Consider the following 23673-nt stretch of genomic DNA (forward strand, 5'->3'; position numbering starts at 1 on the left):
GTCGGGAAGTCGCCGGGGGAGGGATGGGGGTGGGGCCGCGGCTTTCGGCGAGGAGGGGTCCGGGGCGACCTCACCCCGGACCGCCGGCGTCACGGGTTCGGCGCAGTGGCGCGCGTGGTGGCGCGCGTGTCCGCGTCGACGAGGGCCTGGCGGTGCTGGCGGGCCTGCTTGGGCATGTTCCAGCCGAGTACGGCGGTGGGCCGTCCCGCCCGCGAGTAGCGGACGGTGAAGCGGTGGTCCTGCTCGCTGCCCTCCACGACCGTCGCCTCGGCATCGGCGGACGCCGTCCCGTAGACCTGGATCTTCGTGTCGAACTGGTCGGTCCAGAAGTAGGGGATGGGCGTGTAGGTCCTGCCCGTGCCCAGGATGTTCGACGCGACGACCGCCGTCTGCTCGACCGCGCTCGTCCGGTTCTCCAGGCGCAGCGACATGTCCAGGGTCTCGTGGTGCCAGCGTGCTACGTCGCCCACCGCGTAAATGCCCTCCGCGGCACGGCAGTTCGCGTCACACATCACCCCGTCGTCGAGGCGCAGGCCGCTCCCGGCCAGCCAGGCGGTGGCCGGAGTGCAGCCGATGGCGACCACGACCACGTCAGCGGGCAGCGTCTCGCCGTCCGCCAACAGCACACCGCTGACCTGACCCTGATCAGACGTCAGGCCGCTGACCGCGGTGCCGTTCATGAGACGGACGCCGTTTCGGATGTGCAACTCCGCCAGCAGACCGGCGACCCTGGGCCCGAGCTGACCGGCCATCGGCGCCGACTGCGGACCGACCAGCGTGACGTCGCGGCCCAACTGCCGGGCCGTGGACGCGATCTCCGCGCCGAGCACCCCGTTTCCTACGACCACGACCCGCGAACCGCCCAGCAGATCGTTCCGTAGCGCGACAGCGTCTTCGAGCGTACGCAGCACGTGCACGCCGCGCAGACCCTCCTGGCCGGGCAGCGTACGAGCGCGCAGGCCCGTGGCCACGACGACGGCATCGGCGCTCAGAGTACGACCGGAGGCCGTACGGACCGTGCGCGTCGGTACATCGAGGGCGACGGCCGCGTCGCCGAGCAGGAACTCGGCGTCGAGAGCGTCGAGGACTTCCTGACTGCGCAGTTGTGCCCGCTCGGGTTCCCAGGCGCCGGACAGGACCTGCTTGGACAGCGGCGGACGGTCGTAGGGGAGACGGGACTCGGCGCCCAGCAGGGTGATCCGGCCTTCGTAGCCCTGGCGGCGGAGAGATTCGGCCGTACCGAGACCGGCGGCGGAGGCGCCGACCACCAGGACGTGGCCGGGGGCGTTCACGAGTTCACGCTGAGGTGGATGGCGGCCGTGGGGCAGACACCGGCTGACTCCCTGACGGCGGCGTGCTGTTCCTCGGGCGGTTCGGTGCTGAGCAGCACCACGATGCCGTCGTCGTCCCGCTGGTCGAACACCTCGGGGGCGATCAGTACGCAGCTTCCGGCGCCGCAGCACTTGTCCTCTTCGACGGTGATCTTCATGGTCCGGTGTCCTCCAGATGGTTGTGGGGGGAGCGGGGGGAGGTGACGGGTGCGGTGAGCAGGCCGACGAGCGCGTCGCAGAGCGAATCGGCCGTGCGCTGCCAGGAGTCGTGCAGGGGCACTCTGCCGTCGGCCAGGGCGCGTTCGCGTTCCGCGCACGCGTGGGTCATCAGATCGCGGGCCATCGCCGCGCGCTCCGCGCGCACTTGGGCCGACAGCATGTGAAGACGTCGACCCAGGCCGTCCAGGGTCTGTTGCAGATACGGCCTGACGAGCGCCTCGTCGGTGACGATCGCGCGCAGCAGGGGGTCGGTCATGACCTGAACCGCGCAGCGGGCGTGCCAGGAAGGAACGCCGAGCGAGTCCAGATACTCCGGACCCGGGCGCACCAGGCAGTCCACCCAGTCCCGGATGTCCTCGCTGTCGCCGATCTCCTCCAGATACCGCTTCCGGATGAGGTCTGTGGCCTCGCCGTGCCGGGCCATGATGGCGCGCACCAGGACGGCCCTCGACGCGAAGTGGTAGCTGACGGCGGTGACATTGCCCTGCCCCGCCGCCTCACCGATCTGGCGGTTCGACACGGCGGAGAGGCCCTGCTCGGCGAAGAGCCGCTCCGCGGCCGACATGATCGCCCCACGGGTCTCCGCCACGCGTTCGGCCCGCAGGCGGGTGAGCGGCTTCGTCTCCTGGCGTCCGGCCACGTGCGGCCTCCACGGTTCGGCGGTTCGGCGGTTCGGCGGTTCGGTAAATCGTGCTGGCATCAGAAGTCAAACGCATGCTTTTTCATAAGTCAATCAACTGACTTAAAATTGGCCCGTACGTACGTTACGAGTGAGGCGGCTGCCCGCCGGCCCCTGCCCGCTGCCTGGTTCAGCCGGTCGCGCGCGTGCTCTCCCGCACCGTCAGCTCGTATCCCGCGGTCAGCCGTGTGGGCGGTGCCATCGCCCCGGCGTCGATCCTGCGCAGCAGCGCGTCGACGGCCAGTTCCGCGATGCCGCGCTTGTCCGGGGCGACGGTGGTCAGGCTCGGCACGCTGTAGCGGGACTCCTCGATGTCGTCGAAGCCGACGACGGCCACGTCGTGCGGGATGCGCAGGCCGTGCTCGTGCGCCACCCGCAGCGCGCCGGATGCCAGCAGATCGTTGAAGCAGAACACCGCGTCCGGCGGGTCGTCCAGCATCAGGAGCGTACGCATCGCGGTGGCTCCCTCGGCGCGGGTGAACGCCCGGGTGTCCGGTGCGAGTTGGGGGTCGTGCGGGACGCCCGCCGCGTGCAGTGCGGTCAGATAGCCGTGCATGCGCTGGACCGTCGTGGCGTGGGCGGGGCCCGAGGGCTGACCGATGACGGCGACGCGGCGCCTGTCGAGGGACAGGAGGTGGTCGGTGGCCTCGCGCGCGGCCGCGGAGTTGTCGATCAGGACGTGGTCGGCCGGGATCTCGTACGACTGCTCGCCGAGGAGTACCAGCGGTACGCGGCGTTCGCGGGCGGCGAGTACCTGCTCGTCGAGCCGGAGCGGGCTGAGCAGGACGCCGTCGATGAGCGGATCACTGAGTCCGCAGGCGATGCGGAGTTCCTCGTCCGCGCTGCCCCCGGTGTCCTCGATGAGCACGGTGCAGCCGCGCTTCTTCGCGGCCGCGATGACCTCGGCGGCCAGTTCGGCGAAGTACGGCGCCACGAGTTCGGGGACGGCGAGCGCGATGATGCCGCTGCGTCCGGTGCGCAAGTGGCGTGCCGACGCGTTGGGTTGGTAGTCGAGGTCGGCGATGGCGCGCAGGACGCGTTCGCGTGTCCGGTCGGCGACTCTGGCCTCGCCGCGGACGACGTTCGACACCGTCTTGATCGAGACCCCGGCGCGCTCCGCGACGTCCTTCAGGCGGGTGCCTGCCACGGTGTTTCTCCCTCCCCCGACAGCAGCAGCGTACGTCATGGTTCAACGTTGTAATCGGCAGGGCCCGGTGTGGATCCGTCGAGTACGTGAACAGGTAATGCGTCCCTAGGTGTTGACGCCGTATTGCCAGCTGAGTACAACGTTGTAAACGCAGCGAGCAACCAGAGGTGTGGTTGTCGTCGCGGCGGCATTCCAACGTTGCATTTCGCATCAGCCTTGTCCGTCTTGCCTGCCTTGTCTGTCCTGTTCTCCCTGTTCTCCCTGTTCTCCCTGTTCTCCTCGTTGTCCCTGTTCTCCTTGTTCGCCGTGGAAGGACGCATGCCCATGCGGGACCGCATACCGACCCCGTCGCCGCCCGCCCCGTCCCGCCGCCGTGTGTTGCGCACAGGGCTCGCGATCGGTGCGACCGGCGCCGCCGCGCTCACCGCCACGGGCTGCGGCAGCACCCTGGCGCAGGGGTTCACCGGCGGCGCGCCCTCGCCGTCGCGGCTGAACTTCTGGAACCCGTTCACCGGCGGCGACGGCGAGCGGATGCTGGCGATGCAGGACGCCTACCGGGCCTCGCACCGCTCGACCGACCTGAAGTCGGCGACGTTCCTGTGGGGCAACCCGTACTACACGAAGCTCACCCTGGCCACGCTCGGCGACCGCCCGCCGCAGGCCGCGGTGATCCATCTGTCGAAGCTGCCCACGCTCGCCGAGGCCGGCCTGCTCAGCGAGCTGCACCCCGAGGACCTGGCCCGGCACGGCCTGACCGAGGACAAGTTCGACGCGCGGCCCTGGCGCAAGTCCCAGTTCAACGGGAAACCGCACGCCGTGCCGCTGGACACGCACCCCTTCGTGCTCTACTTCCGCACGGACATCGCCGAGAAGGCCGGACTGCTAGACGGCAAGGGTCAGTTGGTGGACGTCGATGGACCCGACGCGTTCATCGACGCGCTGCGTGCGGCGAAGGAGGTCACCGGCGCCTGGGGCGGTTCGATCGCCTCGGTGAAGGACGCCTCGATGCAGTTCCGCATCTTCTGGTCGCTGTACCGGCAGGTCGGCGGTGGGGATCTCGTCGCCGACCAGGGCAAGCGGGTGGTCATCGACACCGCCGCCGCGGCCGAGGCGCTCGCGTACATCCGCCGCCTCAGCCAGGAGAAGGTGATTCCCGCGAACACCGACGGCAAGGGCGCCATCACGCTGCTGACCACGGGCAAGGCCGGGTTCCTGATGGACGGCGTCTGGCAGGCACTGGCGGTCCAGTCGGCGAAGGTGAAGTTCGACATGCGGCCCCTGCCGCGCATCTTCAAGGACGCGCCCTACGCCTGCGCCGCCGACTCGCACGCCCTGGTGCTGCCGAAGGCCCCCACCGAGAAGGCCCAACGCCTCGACCTCTCCCTGGGGTTCATCGCCTCGATGCTGCACTCCAGCAAGTTGTGGGCGGAGGGCGGCCATGTGCCGGCCTGGCTGCCGACGCAGCGTTCCCGCGCGTACAAGGAACTGGAGCCGCAGTCGCACTACGCCACGGCCGCCGACGGCGCGGTCTACGACCCGGCCGCCTGGTACGGCGGCGCGGGAGGCACCATGCAGACCGTGGTGGGCGACGTGGTGACCACCGTGTTCACCGGTGACGCAAGCCCCACGGCGGGCGCCGCCCGCCTGCGCCGCGAGCTGCAGACCCTGGCCTCGCGCCCCGCTCCCGTATGACCCGGCACCGTGCTGACGACTTCCGCCCGACCCCCCTCGTTTCACCCTCCCTCGGATCCCGTACGCCTTGACCGAAAGGCCGAACCGTGGCCACGACGACCGCGAACTCCCCGATATCCAGCAGACGCGAACGCTGGGCAGGCCCGGGGATGCTGCTGCCCTTCGCCCTCTTCTACCTGGTGTTCCTGGTGGGGCCGCTGATCTACACGGTGGTCGCCGGGTTCTTCGACACGAGCCTGTTCAAGAGCGGCCTCGGTGAATTCGCGGGCCTTTCGAACTACAAGGCGGCGCTCGGCGACGCGGAGTTCTGGCGGACCCTGGGCAACACCTTGTGGTTCACGGTCCTGACGACCGTGCCGCTGGTGCTGCTCAGCCTGGTCCTCGCCCTGCTCGCCGACCGGTTCGTGCGCGGCCGCTGGTTCTTCCGGTTCGCGTTCTTCGCGCCGTTCGTGCTGCCCTCCGCCGTCGTCTCGCTGCTCTTCATGTTCATCTACGCCGATCAACTGGGCCTGGCCCAGGAGGCGGTGAAGTGGTTCGGCGTCGACACCCCGCCGTCGTGGCTCGGTGACCCGGACTGGGCGATGATCTCCATCGCGGCGGCCACGGTGTGGTGGACCGTCGGCTTCAACTTCGTGCTCTACCTGGCCGGTCTGCAGGACGTGCCGCGCGAGGTCCACGAGGCGGCCGCCATCGACGGGGCCGGGCCCTGGCAGCGCATCCGTCACGTGGTCGTGCCGATGCTCGGTCGTACGACGACCCTGGTGACGGTGTTGCAGGTCATCGCCTCACTCAAGGTCTTCGACCAGATCTACATGATGACGAACGGCGGCCCCGACGGCAGTACTCGCCCGTCACTGCAGCTCATCTACGACACCGGGTTCGTCGAGGGCCGCGTGGGCTACGCGTCGACCGTGTCGCTCCTGCTGTTCCTGGTGATCCTGTTCGTCTCCCTCGTCTGGTTCGCCCTCGTACGCCGCGCCGAGAAGGAGAACTGACCATGACCGCGATCGCCACGCGACCGGAGCCGGAGACCGAGCCCCGCGGCACCACCGCGCCGCAGGGCCGCCGTCGCGACTCGGAGCGCCTGTTCAACCGGGTGGCCCTCGGCACGCTCATCGCCCTCGCGGTGCTGTGGCTCGTGCCCCTTGCCTGGGCGCTCGCCACGTCGGTGCGGCCCGCCCAGGAGGTCGTCACCAACCCGACCGCGTGGTTCACCGCGCACCCGACCCTGGAGGCGTACGGGCAGATCTTCGACGCGGGCAAGCTGCCCTACTGGTACGCCAACAGCTTCATCACCTCGATCCTCACCACGGTCCTCACGGTGATCATGGCGTCCCTCGCCGCGTTCGCCCTTTCGCAGACCCGGTTCAGGGCGCGCCGGGCCGCGTTCGTGATGCTCCTCGCCGGGATAATGATCCCGGGGCAGGTCCTGATGATCCCGCAGTTCCTCGCGCTCCAGTCGGCGGGGCTTCTGAACACCTACTGGGGTGTCGTACTGCCCCAAGTACCCAACGTCGTCGCCGTGTTCGTCTTCAAGCAGTTCTTCGACGGGATACCGCGGGAGCTGATCGACGCGGCACGCGCGGACGGCGCGGGCTGGCTGCGCACCTACTGGCAGATCGTGATGCCGATCTCCCGGCCCGCCGTCTCCGCGGTCACGATCTTCGTGTTCGTGGGCGTCTGGAACAACTTCCTGTGGCCCCTGCTCGTGGTGACCGACCCCGAGATGATGACCCTGCCCGTCGGACTCACCTCCGTCCAGGACGTGTTCGGCGTGCCCTACGCCCAGCTCATGGCCTCCGCCGTGCTCGGCGCGATCCCGCTGCTCGCCGTCTTCGCGCTCTTCCAGCGCCGCATCGTCGAGGGCATCGCGGGGACCGGCCTCAAGTAGCCCAGCCACCCTCCGTACGACCTGAGAACCGCACCATGAAAACCGCACCATAGAGAGAGGCACCAGAACATGCCGCACACCGCACGGTTCGTCATCGACCCCGAGTTCAGCGTCGGCGACGTCGACCCGCGTCTGTACGGAACCTTCGTCGAGCACATGGGACGCTGCGTCTACACCGGCATCCACGACCCCGAGCACCCCACCGCCGACGCCGACGGATTCCGCGGAGACGTGGCGGAACTGGTACGCGAGCTGGGCACCGGCCTCGTGCGCTACCCCGGCGGCAACTTCGTCTCCGGCTACCACTGGGAGGACGGCGTCGGCCCTGTCGCCGACCGCCCGCGCAGGCTCGACCTGGCCTGGCGCTCCATCGAGACCAACCGCGTCGGAACCAACGAATTCCTTGGCTGGGCACGTCAGTTGGGCCTCGATCCGATGATGGCCGTGAACCTGGGGACGCGCGGCATCGACGCCGCCCGCGCCCTGGTCGAGTACTGCAACCACCCGGGCGGCACGGCCTGGTCGGACCTGCGCATCAAGCACGGTGTGCCCGATCCGCACGGCGTGAAGCTGTGGTGCCTGGGCAACGAGATGGACGGACCGTGGCAGACGGGCCACAAGTCGGCCACCGAGTACGGGCGGCTCGCGGCCGAGGCGGGCAAGGCGATGCGCCAGGTCGACCCCTCCATCGAGCTCGTCGCGTGCGGCAGTTCCAACTCGCGGATGCCGACGTTCGGCACCTGGGAGCGTGAGGTTCTGGAGCAGACCTACGACGAGGTCGACTACCTCTCCCTGCACGCCTATTACGAGGAGTTCGACGGCGACCGCGCCAGCTTCCTCGCATCGGGCGCCCACATGGACCAGTACATCCGCGACGTGGTCTCGACCGCCGACCACGTACGGGCGGCGCGCGGCGCCAAGAAGCACATCAAGCTCTCCTTCGACGAGTGGAACGTCTGGTACGCGGCCCGCTTCGTCGGTGAGCGCAACCTGGAGACCGCCGAGACACCCCGCCTCATCGAGGACACGTACAGCGTGACCGACGCCGCCGTGGTCGGCTCGCTGCTCATCACGCTCCTTCGCAACGCCGACCGGGTCGCCATCGCCTGCCTCGCCCAGCTGGTCAACGTCATCGCGCCCATCCGCACCGAGCCCGGCGGCGCCAGCTGGCGCCAGACCATCTTCCACCCCTTCGCCCAGGCGGCCAGGTTCGCCACCGGCCGCGTCCTGCGCACCGACGCCACCGGGCCCCGCATCGACACACCTCAGTACGGCGATGTCTCCACCCTCGACACCGTGGTGACGCACGACGAGGAGAGCGGCGCGATCACCGTCCTGGCCGTCAACCGCGACCAGGAGCAGCCGTTGCGACTCGAGGCCGCGCTGCGAGGGGAGGCCGCCGGATACCGCGTCGTGGAGCACCTGGTCCTCGCCGATCAGGACCCCGACGCGGTCAACACCGAGGCTGAGCCGGACCGGGTGGTGCCGCGCCGCGCGTCCGGGACGCACATCACCGCAGAGGGCGCGCTCGCGGCCGAACTGCCGCCGGTCTCCTGGAACGTGATCCGTCTCGCGCCCCAGGGTGACTGAGGCTCCGCCACGCCAGTAGTTCGACCTGTTCCGTCCTGTGCCCCACACGCGCACCCACACGCGCACCCACACCGCAGAGTCAGGAGAGGCCCATGTCAGCGCACCACCCCGCACGACCACGTCTCCTCCGTCCCACCGTCCTGTTCCCCGTGCTGCTCGCTTTTCTGGCGGCACTGTTCGTCTCGCAGTCAGGGTCGTCGGCCGATGCCGCGACAGGCACCCTGTTGCGTGACGGCACCGGCCTGTACCCGCGTGCCGTCAGCCTCGCCCACAGCGGCGACGCCAACGGCCGGATCCTGGCCTCCGTGGTGACGTTCTCCGGGAACAACGGGCTCGGCGCCATTCACGAGAGCACGGACGGCGGCGCGTCGTTCCGTGAAGTCGGAACGGTGCGCGACCCCGAGGCCGCGGGCGGGCAGGGACTGTGCTGCTCGACGCTGTACGAACTGCCGCAGCGGGTGGGCAACATGCCTGCGGGGACGCTGCTGTGGGCCGCCTCCGTAGGTCAGGACGAGGCGAACCGGCGTATGGCTCTGCGGGTCTTCAAGAGCAATGACGTGGGCCGCAGCTGGAGCTACCTGTCCACGATCGCCACGGCGTCGAACGACAAGGGGCTGTGGGAGCCGGAGTTCTCCGTCGACGCCTCCGGGCAGCTCGTCGCGCACTACTCCGACGAGACCGACGGCACCCACAGCCAGAAGCTGGTGGCAGCCCGCACCGCGAACGGAGTGAACTGGACCGGCCACCACGACACCGTCGCCAGCACGCTCGCCTCGGACCGGCCCGGGATGGCGGTGGTGCGCAAGATGGGTAACGGGACCTACTTCATGTCGTTCGAGATCTGCGCGGCCGCGGGACAGTTCCAGTGCGTCGTGCACTACCGGACCTCGTCCGACGGCTGGAACTGGGGCGCCGTCACCTCCCTGGGCATCCGCCCGGAGACCGCCGACGGCAAGTACTTCAAGCACGCGCCGAACCTGGCGTGGGCGCCGGAGGCGGGCAACCCCAAGGGCAGGCTCTTCCTCGTCGGCCAGGTCATGTACAACCGCGACGGCAGCAAGGCGGCCGGAAGCGGGCGCACCGTCTGGGTCAACAGCGCGGGCGGCGCCGGAAAGTGGCGGGAGATCCCCGCGCCGGTCGCCGTCGAGTCGACGACCATCGACTACTGCCCCAACTACAGCTCAAGCCTGCTGCCGTCGGCCGACGGCAACAGGCTCCTCGAAATCGCCACGGACTGGTCAGGCTCGGTCTGCAAGCCGTACTTCGCCACCGGGTCGGTGCCTGCGGCCTGAGCGCGCGACGCCGGCCGAGGTGGCACCTCACCTCGGCCGGCGTCGGCGGGTCCTACTCATGACACGAACGAACGGCGCCCCTGGGCTCCCGGTTGCAGCCACATGGGGGAGCCCGCAGCGAGCCTTCGATGTCCGGACGCCGGTAGCAGCTACCGAGGGATCATGACCTACGACCCCCTCGACGAGATGTTCCGGCGGATCGACCTGACGCAGGCCATGGAAGCGCAATTCGGCACCAGTCGAACGTGGCCGCTGCACCTACGTGCCGCCCACTCCCAACTCGAGCAACTGCGCAGACTGCTGGGTGACATCCACTACGAGGCGTTCACGGTGAGCGCCCTCGAAGCCGTCCGACGTCGCGCGGAGAGCCAAGAGCCCAGGGACCTGCACGGCCAGTACCTCGGTCGAGAGCTGATCAAGCAAGAACGGACCTTCGGTGAGGACGAGGCCCAAGTCGCATGGGGCATCGCCTTCGGGCTCTCCGTCCTCCTCGACGACGACCAGTACGAGCAGGCCATCACTGCCGCGGCGGCTGCGTGCGGGAACAGCGTCGTCGGCCTCTCGGGAGCCGACGCCTGAGGCGCGCGGCGCCCCTCAATGGGAGGAGGGACCGCCATGCCCGGGGCGACCGTCAGCACCTCCCGGCCCTCAGGGCCACTGGCGCTACGCCGGGTCGATCAAGACAATGGGCGCATGACCGAGCCTGCATCCGCCGAGTACGAGTCCAACCCGACTCCGCTCACCGCCGAGCTCGGCTCCTGCCACTGCCTGTGCGACACCCACCCCGAGTTCCCCGGAGCGTGCGGCGGCTACGCCGAACCAGGTCTCACCGTCGTCTTCAACGCGCCCATCGTCGGCCCGCAGCAGGTGCCGTTGTGCCGCAACTGCCACGACGTCCGCATGGGCCTCGCCCCCCAATGCGACTCCGACCTGGAAGCGGTCACCGACACCTGCACCTGCCACTGCCAGGCCAATCACCCCAGCCGCCCCGGCATCTGCGAAGCCGCCTCCGAGGACGGGACGACGATCGACGGCGAACCGGCCTGCCTCGAATGCGCGGGCGCGTCCTGAGCGGCGAAAGCCGGTCCGAGCCCAATCTGTCGATGTCGTCCCGCATGCCCGGTCTCCGGGGCGAAGCCTCAGTGGCTCAGCGCCTCACTTGTTGACCAGAGTCCGGCCGAGGAGGGGGAGCAGGCGATCCCAGTGGCGTTGCAGCGCGGCGGGGCTGAACGCGTCGGTGTCGGACATGGTGAAGCCGTGGATGGTGTCGGGGTAGGTCTCGATGGAGTGGCCGACACCTGTGGCATCCAGGGCCTGGTCGAGCTCGCTGATGGCCTCGGGCGTCAGGTCGCCCTCGGCGAGGCCGAGATGGACCTGGGCGGTGAGCTTCGGGACGAGGCGGTGCGGGCTGTCGGGCGCGTCGGTGACCAGGAAGCCGGGGTGGAATCCGGCGACGGCGGCCACCTGATCCGGGTGGGCCGTTGCCGTGCGCATCGCCAGGGCGGCGCCGAGGCAGTAGCCGATCACGCCGACCGGCCCCGCGCCGACCTCGGGCTGGGCGGTGAGGAACCTGAGATAGGCGTCGGCGTCACGCAGGACGCGTTCGGTGGTGTGCTCCTGGACCAGGGGCATCAGCTGGGCGAAGACCGCGGGCCTGAACTCTTCCCCGATGTGCTCGGGGAGTTCGATCACCGGTGCCGGGCCGTGCCGGTAGTAGAGGTTGGGGACGAGCACGTAGTAACCGTGCTCGGCCAGTTCGCGGGCCTTCTCCTCCAACTCGGGCCGCAGGCCGAAGGCGTCCGGGTACAGCAGCACCCCCGGGTGCCGCTCGCCACGGTCGGGGAAAGCGGCGAATGCGTCGGCCTGACCGTCGGTGGTGGGAATCTGCAGTGACTTGGTGGGCAAGTTGTTCCTCCTTGGACTGACGCCAGTTCACAGCCCTACAGGGGTTGAGGTCAACGGGAGATCAATGTGACGCGCGCGTATGCCGTGACGACTGCCGCTCTACGCTCTTCGCACCGCACCGCACCACACCGCACCGCACCTTGCCCTCGCCCGCCCACCCCAGGAGCGCCCGCGTGACCGAACAGCCGACCAAGCCCTTCCTGTACGTCATCGTCTGCGCGGCCGGGACAGCCGACGGCGTCGGCAAGTTGATCACTGCGGCACAGGAGCAGAACTGGGACGTCGGCGTGATCGCCACCCCGCAGGGACTCGGCTTCATCGACGAGCGGGCCATCGAGGCCCAGACCGGCCGCCCGATCCGATCGGCCTGGCGCACTCCCGACGACCCCCGCCCTTTCCCGTCGGCGGACGCGATCGTGGTGGCCCCTGCCACCTTCAACACGATAAACAAATGGGCGGCGGGCATCGCCGACACACTGGCTGTGGCCACCCTGTGCGAGGCGTACGGCGCGGGCATCCCCACCGCGGTGCTGCCCCGTGTGAACGCGTCCCTGGCCGCGCATCCCGCGTACCACGAGAGCATCGCCCGCCTGCGCGCGATGGGCGTGCTGCTCGGCGACCAAGAACCCCACCGCCCCACGTCCGGAGACGACGCCCCCTTCCGCTGGGAGGAAGCCCTGGAACTCCTCACACCCGGGCCGCCTGCGCGGGCGTGACCACCGGCGTTCCGACGCCGGACAGGGCGAACGCGGAGGGAGGGAGCACTCCTGCCGAGTGCTCCCTCCCTCCACCGTCAGCTGCCCACGATCAGGGCGTCCTGAAAGGCACCCTGAAGGGCGTCAGTGCCGCGGACCCTGCTTCCGGTCGCGCATGCCTTCGCCCTTGGCGTTGCGCTCGCCCTTGGCGTCGTCGAACTCGATCTGCTCCTTGCGCACGGTGTCGGAGACCTCCTGGGTCTCGGTGACCTTCTCGGTCTCCAGGCGGACCCGCTCGACCGGCACGGACTCCTTGCTGACCACCGCCCTCTCGGCGTGCAGGGTCACTTCGGTCTGCTCCTCGCCGATGTTGGCGCGCACGCTGCGGTCACCCTCGCGGATGGGCTCGCGTACGACGCGCACCTCCTCGTGGGAGATGGGCACGGAGGTCTTCACTTCCTCGCTGACGACCACCTTGCGCAGCCGGGCGTGCCCGACCTCTTCCTCTTGCGTCCCGACACGCAGTCGCTCCTCGGAGCGCACCATCTCGTGCTCGTGGGCGGCCTTGCTGTCGTCGGCCGCTCCGGAGCGGGTCGCGAACTCACGCGCGCCCGCATTTCGGCCCTCGCCTGCGCCCATGCCCATACCGGTACCGGCACCGGCCATACCCGCGGCCCCAGCCTGGCCGCGACCACTGGCCGCCGGCTTACGGGGCTGCTGGGCGCCACCGGGACGGGTGAGGCCGTAGTGGGCGTAGAGGTCCTGCTCCTGGTCCGGCTCGAGGTGCTGGTCGGCGTCCACGCGCGGGGCGTCCTTGACGGCCTCCTTCGTGGCTGACACGTGCAGTTCGTCCTGCTGGCGGCGGGCCCCGGAGAGCGGCACGAAGCTCTGCTTCATACCGAAGAGACCGGTCTTGACGGTCACCCACTCGGGACGCCCAGTTCGGTCGTCGAGATACACCTGCTCGACGCTGCCGATCTTCTCGCCGGTCCGGTCGTAGGCCGTAAGGCCCGCGAGCCCATCGGCGCTGGTGAAGGCCTCGCCCTGAGTCATGGGTGATCACTCCCTCGCAGCGCGCGACGGGCAGAATCGAATCTCGCCACGGACGTCGCACGCGTCCTCTCCATCGCGCGCCCCACCGGTGCATGACGCAACCAGGAGAGTGACTGAGCGTGCGCGCATGGCTCGCCGAGAGCCTTTCGGCAGGCTGTTTGCGGCGATCGGGCCGATCTGGCCCCCCGCTCCTTCCTTAGCCCATACGAGTGAGGAGGTGATTAAGGGAGGGATGCCCCCGCTCGGAGGGGAGGTGCCCCCACCGGGAGGGCCGCCCGCAGCAGGACCTGTTCCGTTTCGGACGGGAAGAAGCCGGTGATCCCCTGCATCAGGCACAGTGCCGTGGTCACGCGCCGGGGGAGCGGCCGCGGCAGTCCCACCGGAGCGAGGGCGGGCCCGCACGGCTGGGTTCGCGCCCGGTCCAGTTCGTTCTCGGCGTCCTGGACCTCACCGTTGCGGATGTGGACGAGAGCGCGCCGGACACTGCCCGACGCCTGCTCCGAGACGCTCAGGAGCGCGGCTATGCCGGTTGCGGTGGTGCTCGACGGGGTGGTGGTGCCCGACGTGGTGGTGGTGCCCGATGTGGCGGGCTCGAAGGGCGGCCGGGTGGCGGCCGTCGCGGATCCGGTGAGGGCGCACTCGCGGGCAGCCAGCCGGAGATGGGTGCTTGCCTGGTCCAGGATTTTGACGATCGCACACAACCGTCCCGTGTCGAACGAGGCCATGGGATGACTCCTCTTCGATGCCGCGTGGCGATGAACACGCGCACGAGTATTTTGTCCTTCAGGCGTATCACCGGTACATGCCCGGCCCGAACCCCTGCGAGGGGAGCGCACGCGGCGCGCAGGGAAGGGCGCACGCGGGCACATGGGTTCGGATTTCCGCCTGGGGGCGCACGGTTCGGCCGCGCACGGGACGACTTTGGGGCTACGGCTCGGGGGCTCAGCCCCTGCCGGTCACTGCCCTTCGGCGCCCTGCGCGGGGCACCGCACGGCCGGGGCGCGGGCCATCTCCACCGTGAACTGCGCTCCGGCGAGCAGCGCCAGGTTGGACACCCAGAGCCACACAAGGAAGACGACCACTCCCGCCAGTGAGCCGTACAGCTTGCCGTAGGTGCCGAACCCCGAGGCGTACAAGGTGAACAGACCCGAGGAAAGGAGCCACAGCAGCGCGGCAAGCAGTCCGCCGGGCAGGCTGCGTCGCCAACCGCGCTCCGAGGGCGGCGCGTTGAAGAAGAGTACGAGGACGAGCAGGACCACCAGGCAGACCAGAGCGGGCCATTTCAAGACATTCCACACGGTCTGCCCCGCGTCGCCGACACCGGCGTACCGCCCCACGGCCTGGACGAGCGAGCCGCTCAGTACGAGCACGACCGCACTTGCGGCAAGCAGCGCGAGCAGCGCGACGGCGGTCATGAGCACACGGTGCGCCTTGCGCCACGCGGGCCGCGTGTCCTTCACGCCGTGCATCGCGTGCAGCGCCCGCCGGAAGACGGCCGCGTAACTGGAGGCGGACCACAAAGCGCTGACTCCGCCGGCGACCACGACCGTCACGGCGGCGGAACGCGCGCCGGCCATCTCGGTGAGCGCCTCGTTCAAGGCGCTGCCCGCCTGCGCCGGCGCCCAGTCGGTGACCTCGGCGATGAGCGTCTGCGTCGTGCCGGGACTGACGAGACTGATCAGGCTGACCGTGACCAGGAGGGCGGGCAGCAGAGCGAGAATCGCGTAGTACGTCAACGCCGCGGCCCAGTCCGACACGTCGTCGTTCCACATCGACACCGGGGTACGGCGCAGTGCGGCGCCCCGCCGCGCCCACAGGGAAGGGGCATCGGCCCGCCCGGCAGGAGCGGCGAGAGCGCCGGGCCCGTCCGCGACGCCGGCGGATGCCGCACGCGCAGGTGTCGCGGAACTGTCCATGGGGTTACTCCTCGTTGTCTCTTGCGGACGGCGCCCTGCGCCGCCTTCCCGGCTCGACCCCTTGGACACGTGTCGCGCGGGTCCGTCACGCGGAAGCGGGCGGAAAGTAATCTTCCCCTTCCCGTCGCGCGCCGGTCGCGGCGGGTACCGGCGAACCCGTGCACGTGAACACGCTTGCGGACGTTGCCGTTCCATGACATAGCGGACGGAGCTGTGACGTGGGCGGGGGCAACGGGTGCGGGGTGTCGCGGGTCGTACGTGGCATGAGGGTCGGGCAACAGGCAGGCCGGCCTTTCGACGACGGGGAGTTGACGATCATGAGCGTTCGTATGAGCCGAGGACTGTGTGCGCTGGGGGCCGCGGTGGCAGTGGCGGGTGTGGTGGCCGGTACGGGTCCGGCGGCCGCCGCAGACTCGCCCCGGTTCCTGGCTCCGTCCGAACTGCCGCCGCACGCGACGTCGGCCTGGACCGCGGGACCGGTGACCTCCGGGCAGCCCGACCCGCTGCCGATGTGCGTGGGGGAGGCCCTGCCCTCGATCTCCATGCACCGCGTCTACCGCACGGACCTCGACACCGGCGCCCTCCAGGTGACGGTCGTCGAGCGCAGTGAGCAGCGCGCCAAGGACTTCGCGGCTCTGCTGCGCAAGGACCTCGACGGCTGTGCGGAGAATCTGATGAAGCAGCACCCCGAGATCACCGCGACGCAGAAGTACTACGGAAAGCTGAACGTCGAGGAGGGCGCCCACGTCTACGGCGTCCACACCGAGGCCACATGGGGAGCTTCGGACATCAACATGTTCTCGGTCGGCCGTGACGGGACCACGGTGACGCTCGTCCAGTGGGGGCAGATGGGCAACTTCGCCAACGCGCAGGTGGCGGACTTCAAGAAGACGACCGTCAAGGCGGTCAACAAGCTGTACTGACGAAACGGGAGTGACCCCAGCGCCACCGGTGCCGCCCGTCGTCTCGACCGACGGGCGGCACCGTTCCGTTCCGCGCGTGCCTTTCGCCCGACTTCGAACCCCCTACTTCCGGCCAGAATAAGGTTAGGCTAACCTTCACGCCGTGAGATCAGGTGAACGCGCAGATAGCGCTACACGTCCGCGCGGTCACGAACTGTCCGCCGAGCACATGACCGTGTCGTACGACGGCGTCGACGTCGTCCACGACGCCGCCATCCAGCTCAGGCCCGGCCAAGTGACGGCTCTCGTCGGACCCAACGGGAGCGGCAAGTCGACACTGCTGCGCACCGTCGCCCGGCTCCAGGGCGCCCGGCTCGGCACGCTGACCCTGGATTCCGGCACGGCCGAGGCCGCCGACGGTTTCGACCTCACCGCCCGCCAGTTCGCCCGGCGCGTCGCGCTCCTGACCCAAGGACGCCCCACGCCCGGGGGCCTGACCGTCCGTGACGTGGTGGAGTTCGGCCGCTACCCCTATCGGGGCCGCTGGGGCCAGACGGACGTCGGTGGCGTCGCCGTGGTGGATCGCGTGCTCGCCATGACCGGCGTCGAAGGACTTGCCGACCGAGCCGTCGACCAACTCTCCGGCGGGCAGCTCCAGCGGGTGTGGCTCGCGAGCTGCCTGGCCCAGGAGACCGGCGTACTCCTCCTCGACGAACCGACCACCTACCTCGACCTGCGCTACCAGATCGAACTCCTCGACCTCATGCGTGACCTCGCGGACGACGGCGGCATCGCCGTCGGCGTCGTCCTGCACGACCTCGACCAGGCAGCCGCCATCGCCGACCGGATCGCCCTGCTCGACGCGGGGCGCATCGTCGCCGACGGCGCCCCCGACGACGTACTGCGGCCGGAGCGCCTGTCACAGACGTACGGCATCCGCATCGAGGTCGACACCGATCCCCTCACCGGCCGGCTGCGCACCCGCGCGATAGGCCGCCACCACAGCAGAAGTGAAAGGCTCCACACCTCCTCATGAGACGCCCCTTCATCGCCGCGGCGGCCGCAGGCGCCGTGGCCCTGGTTCTGTCCGGCTGCGGCACCTCGGAGCCCGCCGAGACCAGCTCGGACAAGAAGTCCGAACCGATCACTCTCACTGACGCCAATGGCGCGACGGTGAAGCTCGACGGCCCGGCCAAGAAGGTCGTCGGCACCGAGTGGAACGTCGTCGAATCGATGGTCACGCTCGGCGTGGACCCCGTCGGCGTCGCCGACGTCAAGGGCTACAAGGCGTGGGACTCGGCGGTACCGCTCAAGAACGAGCCCAAGGACATCGGCACCCGCGGCGAGCCGAGCATGGACACCCTCGCCGGTCTCACCCCGGACCTCATCGTTACCACGACGGACATGTCGGCGTCCGCGGTGAAGCAGATGAAGAAGGTCGGCCCGGTCCTCCAGGTCAAGGCCGCCGACGGCTCCGACCAGGTCGGTCAGATGATGGACACGCTCGACGTCATCGCCAAGGCCACCGGCACGACCGGCGAGGCCAAGAAGGCCAAGGAGTCGTACGAGGCCAAGGTCGCCGAAGGCAAGAAGGCGCTGAAGGAGGCCGACCTTGACGGCTCGAAGGTCGCCTTCGCCGACGGCTACGCCGCCTCCAACCAGGTCTCCATCCGCGGCTACACCAGCAACTCCCTGCTGGGCGCCGTGAACGAGGACCTCGGCCTCAAGAACGCCTGGAAGATCAAGGGCGACAAGGACTACGGCCTCGCGACCACCGACGTCGAAGGCCTCACCGGCCTCGGCGACGACGTGCAGTTCGTCTACATCGGCAACAAGACCGACGGTTCGAGCGACGTGTTCACCGACGAACTCGCCGAGAACGGCGTCTGGAAGTCGCTGCCGTTCGTCAAGTCCGGTGATGTGCACCCGCTGGCCGACGGCATCTGGATGTTCGGCGGGCCCGGGGCGATGGAGGCGTACATCGACGCCCTCGTCGACGCCCTGACGAAGTAACGCCGTGGCCGTCACCGCGACTCCCCCCGCCACGCCCGCGCGCGCGGCCTCGTCCCCCTCGGGCGCGGTCGCGGTGACGGCCGGGCTCGTACTTCTGGTCGCCCTCCTGGCCGTCGTCGACGTCACACAGGGCACCAGTTCCGTCGGCCCCGGCCAGGTGTGGAAGGCACTCACCGGCCAGGCCGAGCAGGGCGACTCCTCCGTCGTCATTGCCTCACGCGTGCCGCGCATGCTCGCCGGGATACTCGTCGGCGTCGCGCTCGGCGCGGCGGGCGCCGCGCTGCAGGCGGTGAGCCGCAACGTGCTCGCCGCACCGGACACCCTCGCCGTCAACGCGGGTTCGTACCTCGCCCTGACTGCACTGGTCGCCAGCGGTGTGACGGCGCCGCTGCTCGCCTCATCGGGAGTGGCGTTCGTCGGCGGACTCGCGTCGGCCGCCGTCGTCCTCGTACTCGCGGGGCGGAGTGCCGGAACGGTCCGCCTGGTCCTGGCGGGCAGTGCGCTCGCCCTGGGACTCAACGCCATCACCGAGGCGTTGCTGCTGCTGTACCCCGAACGGACCGAGGGCCTCTACCAGTGGGGCCAGGGGAGCATCAGCCAGAACGGGTTCGACGGCGTGGCCCAGATGGCGCCCGTCATCGTGGCCGCCCTCGCGGGCCTGCTCCTCATCGCCCGCCGCATCGACGCCCTGGCCCTCGGGGACGACGCCGCGCACGGGCTCGGCATCCCGGTCCGCGGCACGCGCGTCACGGCAGTCGTCCTCGCGTCGCTGCTCGCTGCCGGAACGGTGACCCTCGCGGGGCCGATCGCCTTCGTGGGGCTGTGCGCACCGGCCCTCGTACGGCCGCTCGCCGGCCGTTTCCGTGCACTCGTGCGCCATCGGACCCGTATCCCCGTCGCGGGTCTCGTGGGCGCGGCCCTCGTCCTTGGCTCTGACGTACTCCTGCGCGCCGTGACGTCGTCCCAGACCGCGGTCACCGTGCCCACGGGCGTCATCACGAGCATCGTCGGCGCGGTGTTCCTCGTCGTCATGGCGATGCGCACCCGCGACAGCGGCAACGCCTCCGCGCCGGACCGGCTGCGCATTCCGAGCCGGACGGCGTACGTCATCACCGTGGTGCTTCTCATCGGCGCGCTGATCGGCGTCACGATCGCCGCGGTGCTCGTCGGCGACAGCACGTTCCTGCTCGGCGACGTGGTCAACTGGCTGCGCGGCCAGTCGGGCCAGGCCATCACCTTCGTCCTCGACACCCGCGTGCCACGCGTGCTCGCCGCACTCCTCGCGGGCGCCGCGCTCGCCCTGTCCGGCACGCTCGTGCAGTCCGTGACCCGCAATCCGCTCGCGGAGCCCGGTGTCCTCGGCGTCTCCGGCGGAGCGGCGCTCGGCGCCATCATCCTCGTCACCTCGGCACCGGGCTCCGGACCGTGGAGCATCGCGGGCGCGGCGTTCGCCGGCGCCGCTGTCAGCTCCGTGGTCGTCTTCGGGCTCGCGGCGAAGGGCGGCTTCCAGAACAGCAGGCTCGTGCTCGTAGGCATCGGTGTGTCCTCGGGAACGATGGCGCTCATCAGCCTGCTCATCGTGCTCACCGACCGGTTCAGCGCGACCAAGGCGCTGATCTGGCTCTCGGGCTCCACCTACGGACGGACCGGTACCGACGTCCTGCCCGTCGCGGCCGTGCTCGTGGCCGGGACGGTCGTGGCCGTCGCCCGCCGCAAGGAACTCGACCTCGTGTCGCTCGACGAGGACACCCCCCGGCTCCTGGGCCTCGACCTGGCCCGTGGACGCCTCGGTTTCCTCGTCGTGAGCGTGCTGCTCAGCGCCACCGCCGTGGCCGCGGCGGGCACGATCGGCTTCGTGGGTCTCGTGGCGCCGCACGCGGCTCGCGCACTGGTGGGGCGTCGGCACGTACAGGTCGTCCCGGTCGCGATGCTCCTCGGGGCGACCCTCGTCTGCCTCGCGGACCTGCTGGGCCGGACCATGATCGCCCCGGCGCAGCTGGGCGCGGGGCTCATGACGGCCGTCGTCGGCACGCCCTACTTCGTGTACTTGCTGGTGCGCAGCCGCCGGTAGCGGGTAGTGGGTGGCGGCTGCGTGCTGCTACGACGCCATGGATCCGCGCTGCCTGAGCAGCGGCAGCACGTGGTTCCTGACCGCCGGAGCGAGCCGAACATCCCGTTCATGACCGGAAACCCACCGCAGGGCGGCCAGCTCCGCGGCGGGCTCGGGCACTTGGCCGATGCGCGCCTCGAAGACCGTCAGCTTCATGGGTGTCCGCTCAAGGGCCGCCATGGCCTCGACATGGGCCAGGAACTGAGGTTCCAGGGGCTCCACCCCGAGCTCTTCGTCCAGTTCGCGGGCCAGGGTCTCCAGCTGTGCCTCACCCGCGTCAGGCTTGCCAGTCATGCGGTCCATCTTCCCAGGAGCCTCAACAGCACCCATGGCACCCGAACGTAGGCCGGAGCGAGACGCCGGTGGCCGAGACGCAAGTGGCCCCGCCGCGACGGGGGGACGCGGCGGGGCCAACTAAGCGAGTGCCCGGCGAGGCGCGACTCACTCCTGCTTCGGCGATTTGTTTTCAGCGGCGGTGTGTCTTCAGCCTTTCAGCGGTGATCCGGCACACCGCTCCGCCCGCCACCGGGGCGGGAGGCGGGCGGAGCGGCGGATCATGCGGGGGCAGGCGGCGTCAGCGCCGCATCGGAACCTCCGCGGGCTTCTCCGCGTCGGACTCGACATCCTGGAACGTCTTCATCCGCACGGCTTCCGTACCGCTGTCGTTGTGCCGCAGGGCCCAGTTCTCCAGCGTCGTACGGCAGGCGTGGTCCAGGTGGCGCACCGCGGTCAGATCCAGCTCGATGGGCCGGTCCTTGGGCAGGGCCTCCAGCGTCTCCAGGATGCGCGGAAGACGCAGGAACGTGGCGTTGCCGGTGAGGGTGACCACCATCCGGCCACCGGTCAACTCCCGCACGTCCAGGTTCACATGCGAGGTGTCCCAGGCGGACTTGACCACCGCGAGCACCAGGCCGAGCACCACGCCCTCGAACATGTTGGTCACCACGATGGCGATCGCGGTGGTGGCGAGGACCAGGGCCTCACCCCGGTGGGTACGGGCGAGCGGGACGATCGCCTTGACGGGGATCAGCTTGCAGCCCGCGTGGACCAGGACACCTGCGAGCGCCGCCAGCGGGATGACGCCGAGCGCGGCCGGGAACAGCACGGCGAAGAGGAGCAGCCACGCGCCGTGCAGGATGCGTGAGAGCGGGGTGCGGGCACCGGCTTCGACGTTGGCCGAACTGCGGACGATGACCGCCGTCATGGGCAGAGCACCCAGCACACCGCACACCGTGTTGCCGATGCCCTGGGCGACGAGCTCCTTGTCGTACTGCGTGCGCGGTCCGTCGTGCATGCGGTCCACGGCCGCCGCGCTGAACAGTGATTCGGCCGATGCGATCAGGGTGAACGCCAGGACGGTGCCGAGTACGGCCACACTGCCGAGGGACGCCAGGTCGCCGAATCCCGGCGGCTGGATGGCGTCGATCAGACCGCGGACCGTCACGTTGGCCACGTTCAGGCCGAACCCGGCGGAAACGGCGGTCGCCAGAGCGACGGCGGCCAGCGGGGCGGGCACCACACGCACGGCCGCGGGCAGCTTCGGCCACAGCACGAGTACGGCGATGGTGCCAAGTCCCACGGCGGCGGCGGTCAGTGAGGCGGTGTCACCGAGGACGTCGACCAGAAGGCCGGGGAGCCCGGCTATCTTGTCGAGCCCGGAGCGCGGCTGTTCGGCCCCGGCCATGGTGTACAGCTGGCCGAGGATCAGTACGAGCCCGATGCCCGCCAGCATGCCCTGCACTACGGACACGGAGATGGCGCGGAACCACCGGCCGCAGCGCAGCAGGCCGAGGATGATCTGCAGGGCGCCGGTGAGCAGCACGATGGCGCCGAGCATGCCGAGCCCGAACTCCTGTACCGCCTCGAAGACGAGCACGGTGAGCCCTGCGGCGGGTCCGCTCACCTGGAGGGCACTGCCCGGCAGGAAGCCGACGACGAGGCCGCCGACGATGCCGGTGACCAGGCCGAGTTCGGCGGGCACCCCGGAGGCGACAGCCACGCCGACGCACAGCGGCAGGGCTACCAGGAAGACGACGAGCGAGGCGAGGAAGTCCTTGCGCTTGACGCCCGGTTCACGCAGCGGGCTGAAGGGGGAGCGGAGTGAAGCGAGGAAGTTGGACATGAGGGTGGGGGGTCCTGTCGTGGGAGCGGTCCGGTCGGTGAGGCGCGACAGCTCTCACAGCGGACCGAACGCCGGCCGGTCGTCGAACGACGGGCGCTGGCAGGTGACGGTGCCGGTGTGCACCTCGTAGTACCAGGCGTGCAGGGTGAGTGAGCCGTCGGCGACCCGCTCTCTCACGCAGGGGTACGCGCGCAGCCGCTCCAACTGCGCGAGCACGTGGGTCTGCACGGCTTCCGCCACGTCCGCGGAGGCCGGGGCGAGGGAGCGCAGGGCGGCGTCCGGGGCGACGGAATGGTCGAGCCAGTCGCGTACGGCCGGTACGCCCGACAGGTCTTCGCCCCGCAGCAGGGCGCCCACCGCGCCGCAGTGCGAGTGTCCGCAGACGACGATGTCCCGGACTCCGAGCACGCACACCGCGTACTCGATGGTGGCCGCCTCGCTCATGGGGCGGCCGTCCCTGCTGGCGTCGTCGACGGTGGGGTAAGGCGGTACGACGTTGCCCGCGGTACGGAGTTCGAAGAGTTCGCCGGGGCGTGCGCCGGTGATCAGGGTCGGGACGACGCGTGAGTCGGAGCACGTGACGAACAGGGCTTCGGGCGATTGCCCGGCCTCGAGAGCCTGGAAGGCCTCGGTGTTCTGCGGGTCCGCGACGTGTGTCGCGGCGAAGGAACGAGCGTTGTCGATGAGGGTCTTCATGGTGTGGCCTGCCTCCTGCGTCTCTGTGGCGGAGCCGGGACGCGGTGTGGTCGGGTCGATGGTGACAGTGAGGCGCTGCGGGCCGCTGAGTGACAGCGGGCACCACGTCGCCCCGGTGACAGCCTGTACGGCAGCCGTGTCTCCCACTTTGCCATCGCATTAACCTTTAATGACAGAGCAAAATTCTGCCAAAGATTGAGTAATAAACGCCCCTGAGCAGGGATTTGGTCGAACCCTCAACCGTTGGGCAAGGGTTCATGTGGAGATCATGTGGACTGCGTGAAGCTGTTCTGTTCGCGCCACCTTGCAGTCGCGACGTTTTTCGCACGCCGAGTTGGCCTTGGGGGCCGTCGGTCGGGCGGGGCCACGACGTGGATGTCCGACGCGAACGACCGGTCCTGGGTGGATGAGCACTTCGCC

General features: G+C 69.8%; 23 protein-coding genes. 12 read left to right on the forward strand and 11 right to left on the reverse strand.

Annotated elements, in window-relative coordinates; all coding sequences use genetic code 11:
- Positions 1 to 89: 89 nt before the first annotated feature.
- From ACWFRJ_RS40940 to ACWFRJ_RS40955, 4 genes are all read right to left on the reverse strand, one after another.
- Entirely contained in the window at positions 90 to 1292 is a 1203-nt protein-coding gene (locus ACWFRJ_RS40940) for an NAD(P)/FAD-dependent oxidoreductase (protein WP_453543501.1), read from the reverse strand.
- On the reverse strand, positions 1289 to 1489 hold the full coding sequence (locus tag ACWFRJ_RS40945) for a ferredoxin (RefSeq protein WP_453543503.1): 201 nt from the start codon (positions 1487 to 1489) through the stop codon (positions 1289 to 1291). Before ACWFRJ_RS40945 ends, ACWFRJ_RS40940 begins: the two co-directional genes overlap by 4 nt.
- A complete protein-coding gene (locus ACWFRJ_RS40950; RefSeq protein ID WP_453543698.1) occupies positions 1486 to 2115 on the reverse strand; it encodes a helix-turn-helix domain-containing protein in 630 nt (209 codons plus the stop codon). Before ACWFRJ_RS40950 ends, ACWFRJ_RS40945 begins: the two co-directional genes overlap by 4 nt.
- Before the next feature lie 244 nt (positions 2116 to 2359).
- The gene (locus ACWFRJ_RS40955) at positions 2360 to 3376 is read right to left on the reverse strand and encodes a LacI family DNA-binding transcriptional regulator (RefSeq protein WP_453543505.1); all 1017 of its coding nucleotides are present in this window, start codon (positions 3374 to 3376) and stop codon (positions 2360 to 2362) included.
- 225 nt (positions 3377 to 3601) lie between these two features.
- Here ACWFRJ_RS40955 and ACWFRJ_RS40960 point away from each other — a divergent pair, with 225 nt between their 5' ends.
- The 7 genes from ACWFRJ_RS40960 (at position 3602) to ACWFRJ_RS40990 (ending at position 10912) form a co-directional block, all read left to right on the forward strand.
- The gene (locus ACWFRJ_RS40960) at positions 3602 to 5068 is read left to right on the forward strand and encodes an extracellular solute-binding protein (protein WP_453543507.1); all 1467 of its coding nucleotides are present in this window, start codon (positions 3602 to 3604) and stop codon (positions 5066 to 5068) included.
- A gap of 86 nt (positions 5069 to 5154) precedes the next feature.
- A complete protein-coding gene (locus ACWFRJ_RS40965; RefSeq protein WP_453543509.1) occupies positions 5155 to 6063 on the forward strand; it encodes a carbohydrate ABC transporter permease in 909 nt (302 codons plus the stop codon).
- A 2-nt stretch (positions 6064 to 6065) separates the two neighbouring features.
- Positions 6066 to 6959, forward strand: coding sequence for a carbohydrate ABC transporter permease (locus ACWFRJ_RS40970; RefSeq protein ID WP_453543511.1), 894 nt, complete (start codon positions 6066 to 6068; stop codon positions 6957 to 6959).
- A 69-nt stretch (positions 6960 to 7028) separates the two neighbouring features.
- Complete coding sequence (gene arfA, locus ACWFRJ_RS40975) at positions 7029 to 8549, forward strand: arabinosylfuranosidase ArfA (RefSeq protein WP_453543513.1); 1521 nt, start codon at positions 7029 to 7031, stop codon at positions 8547 to 8549.
- A gap of 92 nt (positions 8550 to 8641) precedes the next feature.
- Positions 8642 to 9841, forward strand: coding sequence for a sialidase family protein (locus ACWFRJ_RS40980; RefSeq protein ID WP_453543515.1), 1200 nt, complete (start codon positions 8642 to 8644; stop codon positions 9839 to 9841).
- 162 nt (positions 9842 to 10003) lie between these two features.
- Positions 10004 to 10420, forward strand: a complete 417-nt coding sequence (locus tag ACWFRJ_RS40985) for a hypothetical protein (protein WP_453543517.1) — start codon at positions 10004 to 10006, stop codon at positions 10418 to 10420.
- A 114-nt stretch (positions 10421 to 10534) separates the two neighbouring features.
- On the forward strand, positions 10535 to 10912 hold the full coding sequence (locus tag ACWFRJ_RS40990) for a hypothetical protein (RefSeq protein WP_453543519.1): 378 nt from the start codon (positions 10535 to 10537) through the stop codon (positions 10910 to 10912).
- An 84-nt stretch (positions 10913 to 10996) separates the two neighbouring features.
- On the opposite strand, the gene ACWFRJ_RS40995 is transcribed toward ACWFRJ_RS40990, so the two are convergent.
- Positions 10997 to 11746, reverse strand: a complete 750-nt coding sequence (locus tag ACWFRJ_RS40995) for a dienelactone hydrolase family protein (RefSeq protein ID WP_453543521.1) — start codon at positions 11744 to 11746, stop codon at positions 10997 to 10999.
- A gap of 173 nt (positions 11747 to 11919) precedes the next feature.
- Here ACWFRJ_RS40995 and ACWFRJ_RS41000 point away from each other — a divergent pair, with 173 nt between their 5' ends.
- Positions 11920 to 12462, forward strand: a complete 543-nt coding sequence (locus tag ACWFRJ_RS41000; protein WP_453543523.1) for a flavoprotein — start codon at positions 11920 to 11922, stop codon at positions 12460 to 12462.
- A gap of 123 nt (positions 12463 to 12585) precedes the next feature.
- Here the strand turns inward: ACWFRJ_RS41000 and ACWFRJ_RS41005 are convergent, their stop codons facing one another.
- From ACWFRJ_RS41005 to ACWFRJ_RS41015, 3 genes are all read right to left on the reverse strand, one after another.
- Positions 12586 to 13494 (reverse strand): DUF2382 domain-containing protein, encoded by a 909-nt coding sequence (locus ACWFRJ_RS41005; RefSeq protein WP_453543525.1) that lies wholly within the window; start codon positions 13492 to 13494, stop codon positions 12586 to 12588.
- A 221-nt stretch (positions 13495 to 13715) separates the two neighbouring features.
- Positions 13716 to 14219 carry a hypothetical protein gene (locus tag ACWFRJ_RS41010; RefSeq protein ID WP_453543527.1) on the reverse strand — a complete coding sequence of 168 codons (504 nt, stop codon included), beginning with the start codon at positions 14217 to 14219 and terminating at the stop codon, positions 13716 to 13718.
- A gap of 231 nt (positions 14220 to 14450) precedes the next feature.
- Complete coding sequence (locus tag ACWFRJ_RS41015) at positions 14451 to 15410, reverse strand: YihY/virulence factor BrkB family protein (RefSeq protein ID WP_453543529.1); 960 nt, start codon at positions 15408 to 15410, stop codon at positions 14451 to 14453.
- A gap of 317 nt (positions 15411 to 15727) precedes the next feature.
- Here ACWFRJ_RS41015 and ACWFRJ_RS41020 point away from each other — a divergent pair, with 317 nt between their 5' ends.
- From ACWFRJ_RS41020 to ACWFRJ_RS41035, 4 genes are all read left to right on the forward strand, one after another.
- Entirely contained in the window at positions 15728 to 16333 is a 606-nt protein-coding gene (locus ACWFRJ_RS41020; protein ID WP_453543531.1) for a hypothetical protein, read from the forward strand.
- A gap of 208 nt (positions 16334 to 16541) precedes the next feature.
- Positions 16542 to 17348 (forward strand): ABC transporter ATP-binding protein, encoded by an 807-nt coding sequence (locus ACWFRJ_RS41025; RefSeq protein ID WP_453543533.1) that lies wholly within the window; start codon positions 16542 to 16544, stop codon positions 17346 to 17348.
- On the forward strand, positions 17345 to 18325 hold the full coding sequence (locus ACWFRJ_RS41030; protein ID WP_453543535.1) for an ABC transporter substrate-binding protein: 981 nt from the start codon (positions 17345 to 17347) through the stop codon (positions 18323 to 18325). The genes ACWFRJ_RS41025 and ACWFRJ_RS41030 overlap by 4 nt, the downstream gene beginning before the upstream one ends.
- 4 nt (positions 18326 to 18329) lie before the next feature.
- The gene (locus tag ACWFRJ_RS41035; protein WP_453543537.1) at positions 18330 to 20396 is read left to right on the forward strand and encodes an iron ABC transporter permease; all 2067 of its coding nucleotides are present in this window, start codon (positions 18330 to 18332) and stop codon (positions 20394 to 20396) included.
- Between the two features lie 27 nt (positions 20397 to 20423).
- On the opposite strand, the gene ACWFRJ_RS41040 is transcribed toward ACWFRJ_RS41035, so the two are convergent.
- The 3 genes from ACWFRJ_RS41040 to ACWFRJ_RS41050 form a co-directional block, all read right to left on the reverse strand.
- Positions 20424 to 20729 (reverse strand): NUDIX domain-containing protein, encoded by a 306-nt coding sequence (locus ACWFRJ_RS41040; RefSeq protein ID WP_453543539.1) that lies wholly within the window; start codon positions 20727 to 20729, stop codon positions 20424 to 20426.
- Positions 20730 to 21009: 280 nt separating this feature from the next.
- Positions 21010 to 22557, reverse strand: coding sequence for a SulP family inorganic anion transporter (locus ACWFRJ_RS41045; RefSeq protein WP_453543541.1), 1548 nt, complete (start codon positions 22555 to 22557; stop codon positions 21010 to 21012).
- A gap of 54 nt (positions 22558 to 22611) precedes the next feature.
- The gene (locus ACWFRJ_RS41050) at positions 22612 to 23253 is read right to left on the reverse strand and encodes a carbonic anhydrase (RefSeq protein ID WP_453543700.1); all 642 of its coding nucleotides are present in this window, start codon (positions 23251 to 23253) and stop codon (positions 22612 to 22614) included.
- Positions 23254 to 23673 lie beyond the last annotated feature (420 nt).

The sequence above is a fragment of the Streptomyces sp. NPDC055239 genome, from assembly GCF_053606205.1.

Coding starts and splice junctions, on each gene's coding strand:
- ACWFRJ_RS40985 (WP_453543517.1), top strand. CDS start 10,004: ATGACCTACGACCCCCTCGACGAGATGTTCCGGCGGATCGACCTGACG.
- ACWFRJ_RS41045 (WP_453543541.1), bottom strand. CDS start 22,557: ATGTCCAACTTCCTCGCTTCACTCCGCTCCCCCTTCAGCCCGCTGCGT.
- ACWFRJ_RS40990 (WP_453543519.1), top strand. CDS start 10,535: ATGACCGAGCCTGCATCCGCCGAGTACGAGTCCAACCCGACTCCGCTC.
- ACWFRJ_RS40945 (WP_453543503.1), bottom strand. CDS start 1,489: ATGAAGATCACCGTCGAAGAGGACAAGTGCTGCGGCGCCGGAAGCTGC.
- ACWFRJ_RS41020 (WP_453543531.1), top strand. CDS start 15,728: ATGAGCGTTCGTATGAGCCGAGGACTGTGTGCGCTGGGGGCCGCGGTG.
- ACWFRJ_RS40950 (WP_453543698.1), bottom strand. CDS start 2,115: ATGTCGGCCGCGGAGCGGCTCTTCGCCGAGCAGGGCCTCTCCGCCGTG.
- ACWFRJ_RS41030 (WP_453543535.1), top strand. CDS start 17,345: ATGAGACGCCCCTTCATCGCCGCGGCGGCCGCAGGCGCCGTGGCCCTG.
- ACWFRJ_RS40970 (WP_453543511.1), top strand. CDS start 6,066: ATGACCGCGATCGCCACGCGACCGGAGCCGGAGACCGAGCCCCGCGGC.
- ACWFRJ_RS41040 (WP_453543539.1), bottom strand. CDS start 20,729: ATGACTGGCAAGCCTGACGCGGGTGAGGCACAGCTGGAGACCCTGGCC.
- ACWFRJ_RS40980 (WP_453543515.1), top strand. CDS start 8,642: ATGTCAGCGCACCACCCCGCACGACCACGTCTCCTCCGTCCCACCGTC.
- ACWFRJ_RS41015 (WP_453543529.1), bottom strand. CDS start 15,410: ATGGACAGTTCCGCGACACCTGCGCGTGCGGCATCCGCCGGCGTCGCG.
- ACWFRJ_RS41010 (WP_453543527.1), bottom strand. CDS start 14,219: ATGGCCTCGTTCGACACGGGACGGTTGTGTGCGATCGTCAAAATCCTG.
- arfA (WP_453543513.1), top strand. CDS start 7,029: ATGCCGCACACCGCACGGTTCGTCATCGACCCCGAGTTCAGCGTCGGC.
- ACWFRJ_RS41050 (WP_453543700.1), bottom strand. CDS start 23,253: ATGAAGACCCTCATCGACAACGCTCGTTCCTTCGCCGCGACACACGTC.
- ACWFRJ_RS41005 (WP_453543525.1), bottom strand. CDS start 13,494: ATGACTCAGGGCGAGGCCTTCACCAGCGCCGATGGGCTCGCGGGCCTT.
- ACWFRJ_RS41025 (WP_453543533.1), top strand. CDS start 16,542: ATGACCGTGTCGTACGACGGCGTCGACGTCGTCCACGACGCCGCCATC.